The organism is Bradyrhizobium sp. UFLA05-153 (assembly GCF_054185185.1).
Genome location: NZ_JBBIAM010000235.1, coordinates 1 through 6,515, shown reverse-complemented (window position 1 = coordinate 6,515; position 6,515 = coordinate 1). Strand labels below are relative to the sequence as shown.

The following is a 6,515-nucleotide window of genomic DNA, read 5'->3' as shown; positions in this document are numbered from 1 at the left end:
GATGTGTATAAGAGACAGACATTGTCCGGCGAGATCCACGACGTTCTGACCACGACCCGCACCGACGTGCTGACGATCGGCGCGGTGCTGTCGGTCTATTTCGCCTCGAACGGCGTCGAGGCCTTACGGGTCGCGCTCAACCGCGCCTACGCGGTGGTCGAGATGCGGCGCTGGTACTGGCTGCGGCTGGAATCGATCGCCTACACGCTGGTCGCGGCCTTCGCCGCGCTCGCCATGGCCTTCCTGATCGTGCTCGGCCCTCTGATCATCGAGGCGGCGCGGCGCCACATCCCGCTGTTCGTCGAGTCCAACGAAAGCATCCTGACCTGGGTGCGTTATGGCATCACCATCGGCGCGCTGATCGTGGCGCTATTGATCCTGCATGCCTGGGTGCCGGCGGGACGGCGGAAGTTTCTCCAGATCCTGCCCGGCATCGTCTTCACCATCGTGGGGTCGGTCGTCTCAGGCATCGTGTTCGGGCAATATCTGGCGCGCTTCGCCAACAACTACGTGACGATGTATGCGGGGCTCGCCTCCGTGATCATCGCGCTGGTGTTTCTGTATTTCATCGCCGCGATCTTCGTCTATGGCGGCGAGCTCAACGCCGCGATCATCAAGTCGCGGCTTCCTCACGGCGTGTCGCTTCAAGCAGCGCAGTCGCTAGCGCACGCGGAGACACGGGCTTGACCAGGAAGGCGTCGGCACCGGCCTCGCGCGAGGCCGTCTCGTCCTCGCCGCGGCCGGAAATGCCGATGATCGGGATCTGACCGAGCGGCGGACACATCGTGCGGATGCGCTTGATCGCCTCGATGCCGTCGATGCCCGGCAGCACCATGTCCATTAGCACCGCGTTGAAGCCGCCTTGCGCCAGGCGGTTTTCCGCGTCCTCGCCACGGCCGATGAACTCGGCATGATGGCCGAGTTCGGTCAGTATGGTGTTGAGCACGACGCGGCCGAACGGATTGTCCTCGACGCTGAGCACGCGCAAGCCCGCCGGCGCATTCTCCCCGCGACCGTCGTGCGCCCCTGACTTGGTGGATTTCTCCGCCTCGGCCGAGGTCAGGGACACCGTCAATGTGAAGGTGGCGCCGCCGCCGCGCCGCGGCGCGACCGTGATGTCGCCGCCCATCGCGCGCGCAAGCTGCTTCACCGATGACAGCCCGAGCCCGGCGCCGCCGAAGCGCGAGGCGATGGTGACATTGGCCTGCGAGAACGGACGGAACAGGCGCTTGATCTCGGCCATGGTCAGCCCGATGCCGCTGTCGGACACCGCGAAGGCGACGCCGGTCCTGGCCTTGTCTTTGGCTTTCCCCTTGATCCTGTCCTTGGCGATCGGCCATGGCGCGACGGAGAGAGCGATCCCGCCCTGCTCGGTGAACTTCACGGCATTGTCGATCAGATTCTCCAGCGCCGCGCGCAGGCGGACGGGATCACCAACCACCAGCGCGGGGAGCTTTGGCGAGATATCGACCCGGGCCTGCAACCCCTTGGCGGCCGCCCGGCCGGCGAGCGAGTCGCCGGCGGCGCGCGCCAGCGCTCGCAGATCGAACAGATCCTGACCGAGCCCACCGCCACCGTTTTTCCCTGTCTTGGCGGCATCGACGAACAACGTGGCAAGGCTCGCCAGATGCTCCGCGCCGGCCTTGATGGTATCGGCCCAGCGACGCTCGCGCTCGCCGAGGTCGGAGGTCGCCAGGAGATCGCTGATCGCAAGGATTCCGGTCAGGGGGGTGCGGACCTCATGGGCAAAGGCCGCGAGCGCGGCCTGGACCATGTCCGCCGCGACAGGTTTTGCACTCGTCTTTGGGCTGCGCTTTCGTGCGGCATGCGGCTTAACGCGCGTCTTAACCGGCGTCTTGGCGCCCGTCTTGGGCAACCGCCGCTTTGACGACCGCGTGGTGCGCGCGATGCGCGTTTTCGCCGCCATGTTTCCCCTTGAACCCCGGCTCGCAGTCAGCATGGCACGGCGGGGCCCAGGGAGTCACTGAGGCGTTTTGCTAAACCCCAGAGAAACTTAACGTAATCCCACCAAAGCGCGAATGTCGGCAGGCAGCGCTCCCGCCGCGCGCAAGTCGCGCAAACCGGTGGCGCGGGTCGATTTGGAAAGCTTTTGCCCGCCCTCGTCGCGTATCAGCCGGTGGTGGCGGTAGGCGGGCGCGGGCAGGCCGAGCAGTTGCTGGAGCAGGCGGTGGACCGAGGTGGCATGAAACAGGTCCTGACCGCGCACCACCTCGCTCACCTCTTGCAACGCATCGTCGACGACGACCGAGATGTGATAGCTGGTCGGCGTCTCCTTGCGTGCGAGGATGACGTCGCCCCAGGCCTGCGGTTGGGCAGGAATGCTGCCCTGCTCGCCCGCGGGCCCCTCGCCGTCCTCATGCCACATGAGGTCCGTTACGAGGCGGCAAGCGGCGGCCATGTCGAGCCGCAGCGCATAGGGCGCGCCGGACGAGATCAACCGCGCACGCTCGGCGGCGGAGAGCGATTTCGCAGTGCCCGGATAAAGCGGCGCGCCATCCGGATCGCGCGGCCACGGCTGATCGGCCTCGCGCTGCGTCACCAGCCTTGCGATCTCAGCGCGGCTTTCGAAGGCGGGATAGACGAGGCCAAGCGCGGTGAGCTGGTCCAGCGCCACGCGGTAGGCCTCAAAATGATCAGACTGCCGCCGCACCGGCATCTCCCAGGCGATCCCGAGCCAGGCGAGGTCTTCGTAGATCGCCGCCTCGAACTCTACCCGGCAGCGCGCCCTGTCGATGTCCTCGATGCGCAGCAGGATGCGCCCGCCCGTCTCGCGCGCGCGATCGAAATTGAGCAGGGCGGAAAAGGCGTGGCCGAGATGGAGATAGCCATTTGGGCTCGGGGCGAATCGGAAAACGGGTGGCATCAGGCGGGCCGAAACGGATCAATCGTGCCGCTCTCCCGCTCGAGTCGCTCGACCACACCGCGATAGAACTGCTCCGCCCTAAGGATCATTTGTTCCGATGCACCGACCCCGCCCCCCTCGAATACACCACGGGCAAGCTCGAACTCTGAATCGATGAAGCCAGCTACCACGCGTGACAGAGGCGCTACGCCGAGCTCGCGCGTGACCGCCTTGCGATCCATCAGATCGACGACCTCCGCCCTCAAATCGCTCGGCGGCTCACACTCTGCCATGAGCGTCGGAAAATGCATTGGCGCGACAGCCTCGGTCGGATGCATGCGCAACCATCGCAAGGCGGCCGCGGGCCGAAGTGCATAGAAGATCTTCCTTTGCGCAACGCTCGTTCCATCGCCGAAGTATACGCGTCGCTGACGCTCGCCAAGATGAAGATAGTGACGGCCAATCGCCTCCCGGCTCGCCGCCTGGCGAGCAAACTCCAGAAAATCATCGCGAAACCAGGCCTGCCCGCAGTAAATGACCGGCGAGCGCAGCCACTCGACAATCACCGCATTACCCTTCAGCAAGAGCTGAAGCGCCTTGCGCAAGTCCCACCCATTGGCATCGAGGTCTCCTTCAAGCGGGAGCTCAATGACGTCACGCGAGGTCCATGGCGTAACATGATCGACGGCGCGACGCACGAAGACGAAGCGACAGTCGTAGTCGCTGTCAGGAGACGAAAAGCCCCATGCCCGGCTACCGCTTTCGATGGCGAGGGGCAAGAAAACGCGATGTTCGTCGACGATGCGACCGAGCATGGCATCGATCAATGCGACTTTCTCGCCGATCATCTCGGCAGGAATGTTTCTCAAACTCATCCGGCGTGTCCGAAATCAAGGTGATATGGTCTTAGTCTCATCGTTCCGAACCGTCCACAGGACGCTTAGTCCGCATCGCTGCGATCCGGTGTCTTCATGACCATCCACCTCGAAACCCAGTCCGATCTCGAAGAGGCCGTTGAGGCGCTGGTGAAGCGCGATACCCGGCTGAAGCCGGTGCTGGAGATCGCGGGCATGCCGAGCCTGCGGCGGCGTGAGCCTGGCTTTGTCGGGCTTGCCCATATCGTCTGCGGCCAGCAGCTCTCGACCGCGAGCGCCGGCGCGATCTGGGGGCGGCTAAACGCCGCCTTCGATCCGTTCGACCATGATGCCGTGCGCCGCGCACGCGCCGACCGGCTGGGACGGCTCGGCCTTTCGGCAGCCAAGATCAAGACGCTGAAACATCTCGCACGCGAGCTCGCGGCCGAACGGCTGAATCTCGACGTCCTCGCCGAAGAGGATGCCGACGCCGCGCATCACACGCTGATCGCGCTGCCGGGCATCGGACCGTGGACCGCCGACGTCTATCTGCTGTTTTGCCTCGGCCATGGCGATGCCTGGCCTGCCGGCGATCTCGCAGTCCAAGAAGGGATCCGCCTCGGGCTGGGCCTGAAGACGCGCCCCACCGAGAAGCAGATGGCCCCGCTCGCCGAGCCCTGGCGGCCCCTGCGCGGCGCGGCCGCGCATCTGTGGTGGAGCTACTATCGCGCGGTCAAGAAACGCGAAGGCGTCATCGCCGGCGAGGCGAACGCCGTTTTAAACAATGTTGCTGTTGCAAAGCGCTCACGGGTGAAAGAAAAGATGCCGGCACGGAAAAAGCCGGGACCTTCACCATGACATCGACCGACTTCATCGTTGCGCGCAACGACCTCGAGCAGTGCAAGCTGACCGAGACCGCAATTCCCGATCCAGCCACGCTACCGGCGGATGCGCTTTTGGTGAAGGTCGAACGCTTCGCGTTCACCGCCAACAACATCACCTATGCCGTGATGGGCGACGAGCTGAAATACTGGCAAATCTTTCCGGCGCCGCACGGCTTCGGCAACATCCCGGTGTGGGGTTTTGGCGAGGTCATCGCCTCGAAACATCCTGGCGTCGCTGTCGGCGAGCGACTGTTCGGCTATTTCCCGATGGCGACGCATCTCGTCATCGAAGCCACGGACGTCAGCAAGCGCGCTCTTCGCGACGGCGCCGAGCATCGCAAGCAGGTGTCGCCGGTCTTTAACGTCTATTCCCGTGTCACCGCTGATCCCAACTTTGCGGGGCATCAGGGCGATCTTCAGGCGCTGCTGCGGCCGCTGTTCATGCTGTCGTTCCTGGTCGACGATTTCCTCGCCGAGAACGACGACTTTGGCGCGCGTAGCGTGCTGCTCTCGAGCGCCTCCAGCAAGACTGCGTTCGGGCTCGCGCATCTCCTGCACAGCCGCGGCCGCAAGGTGATCGGGCTGACCTCGGCCGGCAACGCCGGCTTCGTCGGCTCGCTGCCCTGCTACGACGAAGTCGTCACTTATGACCGCGTCAGCTTGCTGCCGACGGATAAGCCGGTCGCCTTCGTCGACATGGCCGGCAGCAGCGCGTTGCGGGCCGAGCTGCACCACCATTTCGGCAACCGGATGGCATGCTCGGTGCGCGTCGGCCTGACGCATCGCGCCACCGATGCCGACGAAGGCGCCCTGCCCGGCGCAAAGCCGCGCTGGTTCTTCGCGCCGGATCATATGCGCAAGCGTGCGAAGGACTGGGGCCCGGGCGGAATCGATCAGCGCTTTGGCGTGGCGTGGTCGGGCTTTGCGCCGATGCTCGAAAAGTGCCTCGCCGTGGTCGAGAGCCGCGGAGCCGACGCGGTGCGGCGGGTTTATCTCGATACCCTCAAGGGCCGTATTCCGCCTGAGCAGGGGCATATGCTCTCGCTGCTCGGATAGTCGCCTTTTTGTACGGACCGAACCGGTATAGCCTCGTGCCCGAGAGGAAGCGCCGCGAAGACGGCCACGAGGTCCCGCATGCTGGACAGGACGAAGGACATTCTTGTGTCCGCGCAAACCTGGCTCGACCAGTTCGAGCAGGCGCTTGGCGACCCGGGTCACGGCGCGCTGCATAAGCTCTTCCTGGCCGACAGCTACTGGCGCGACGTGCTGGCGCTCAGCTGGAACCTGCAAACGATCGCCGGTCGCGATGCGACCGTGCGGGAATTGAGCGCGCTCGCATCCGAAGCTGCGCCGAGTTCTTTCGAAATCGCATCGACCCGCGCGCCGCCACGCTGGGTGACTCGCGCCGGCACCAAGACGATCGAAGCAATCTTCTCGTTCGAAACGGCCGTCGGCCGCGGCAGCGGCATCGTGCGGCTACTGCCGGACGCCGATGACGACGACCGCCTGAAGGCGTGGACGCTGCTCACCGCGCTTGAGGAGCTGAAGGGATTTGAGGAGCAACTCAACCGGACGCGGCCGCGCGGCCAGGCCTATTCGCGCGACTTCCGCGGACCGAACTGGCTCGATCTGCGCACAGCGTCCGGCGACTATGCCGATCGCGATCCGGCCGTGCTGGTGATCGGCGGCGGCCAGGCGGGGCTGGCGATCGCGGCGCGGCTGAAGCAGTTGAACGTCGACACGCTGATCGTCGACCGCTGGCCACGCATCGGCGACAATTGGCGCAAACGCTATCACGCGCTCACGCTGCACAACCAGGTGCAGGTCAATCACCTGCCCTACATGCCGTTCCCGCCGAACTGGCCGGTCTATATCCCCAAGGACAAGCTCGCGAACTGGTTCGAGGCTTACGTC

The 6,515-nt window shown here is 65.1% G+C and carries 7 protein-coding genes; 4 read left to right on the top strand and 3 right to left on the bottom strand.

The features are described from left to right. Positions 1 to 687 (top strand): YihY/virulence factor BrkB family protein (locus Q2941_RS50305; protein WP_458197355.1); only part of this gene is annotated, 687 nt, incomplete at its 5' end. Here Q2941_RS50305 and Q2941_RS50300 read toward each other — a convergent pair. From Q2941_RS50300 to Q2941_RS50290, 3 genes are all read right to left on the bottom strand, one after another. Continuing rightward, the gene (locus Q2941_RS50300; RefSeq protein WP_458197354.1) at positions 614 to 1,927 is read right to left on the bottom strand and encodes an ATP-binding protein; all 1,314 of its coding nucleotides are present in this window, start codon (positions 1,925 to 1,927) and stop codon (positions 614 to 616) included. The two genes, Q2941_RS50305 and Q2941_RS50300, sit on opposite strands and share 74 nt — an antisense overlap. Before the next feature lie 87 nt (positions 1,928 to 2,014). Continuing rightward, positions 2,015 to 2,884 carry a tRNA glutamyl-Q(34) synthetase GluQRS gene (gluQRS, locus tag Q2941_RS50295; protein ID WP_458197353.1) on the bottom strand — a complete coding sequence of 290 codons (870 nt, stop codon included), beginning with the start codon at positions 2,882 to 2,884 and terminating at the stop codon, positions 2,015 to 2,017. Then, positions 2,884 to 3,711, bottom strand: a complete 828-nt coding sequence (locus Q2941_RS50290) for a nucleotidyltransferase domain-containing protein (RefSeq protein WP_458197352.1) — start codon at positions 3,709 to 3,711, stop codon at positions 2,884 to 2,886. Before Q2941_RS50290 ends, gluQRS begins: the two co-directional genes overlap by 1 nt. Positions 3,712 to 3,834: 123 nt before the next feature. Here Q2941_RS50290 and Q2941_RS50285 point away from each other — a divergent pair, with 123 nt between their 5' ends. The 3 genes from Q2941_RS50285 to Q2941_RS50275 all read left to right on the top strand — a co-directional run. After that, positions 3,835 to 4,575: a DNA-3-methyladenine glycosylase family protein gene (locus Q2941_RS50285; protein WP_027522137.1), complete on the top strand. Its 741-nt coding sequence runs from the start codon at positions 3,835 to 3,837 to the stop codon at positions 4,573 to 4,575. Then, complete coding sequence (locus Q2941_RS50280; protein WP_458197351.1) at positions 4,572 to 5,657, top strand: DUF2855 family protein; 1,086 nt, start codon at positions 4,572 to 4,574, stop codon at positions 5,655 to 5,657. Before Q2941_RS50285 ends, Q2941_RS50280 begins: the two co-directional genes overlap by 4 nt. A gap of 78 nt (positions 5,658 to 5,735) precedes the next feature. After that, a partial coding sequence (locus Q2941_RS50275; protein ID WP_458197350.1) for an NAD(P)-binding protein occupies positions 5,736 to 6,515 on the top strand: 780 nt, incomplete at its 3' end.

What these genes read in the sequence shown, in the direction of transcription:
- Q2941_RS50300 (WP_458197354.1), bottom strand. Translation starts at nt 1,927, where the DNA reads ATGGCGGCGAAAACGCGCATCGCGCGCACCACGCGGTCGTCAAAGCGG.
- Q2941_RS50280 (WP_458197351.1), top strand. Translation starts at nt 4,572, where the DNA reads ATGACATCGACCGACTTCATCGTTGCGCGCAACGACCTCGAGCAGTGC.
- gluQRS (WP_458197353.1), bottom strand. Translation starts at nt 2,884, where the DNA reads ATGCCACCCGTTTTCCGATTCGCCCCGAGCCCAAATGGCTATCTCCAT.
- Q2941_RS50290 (WP_458197352.1), bottom strand. Translation starts at nt 3,711, where the DNA reads ATGATCGGCGAGAAAGTCGCATTGATCGATGCCATGCTCGGTCGCATC.
- Q2941_RS50285 (WP_027522137.1), top strand. Translation starts at nt 3,835, where the DNA reads ATGACCATCCACCTCGAAACCCAGTCCGATCTCGAAGAGGCCGTTGAG.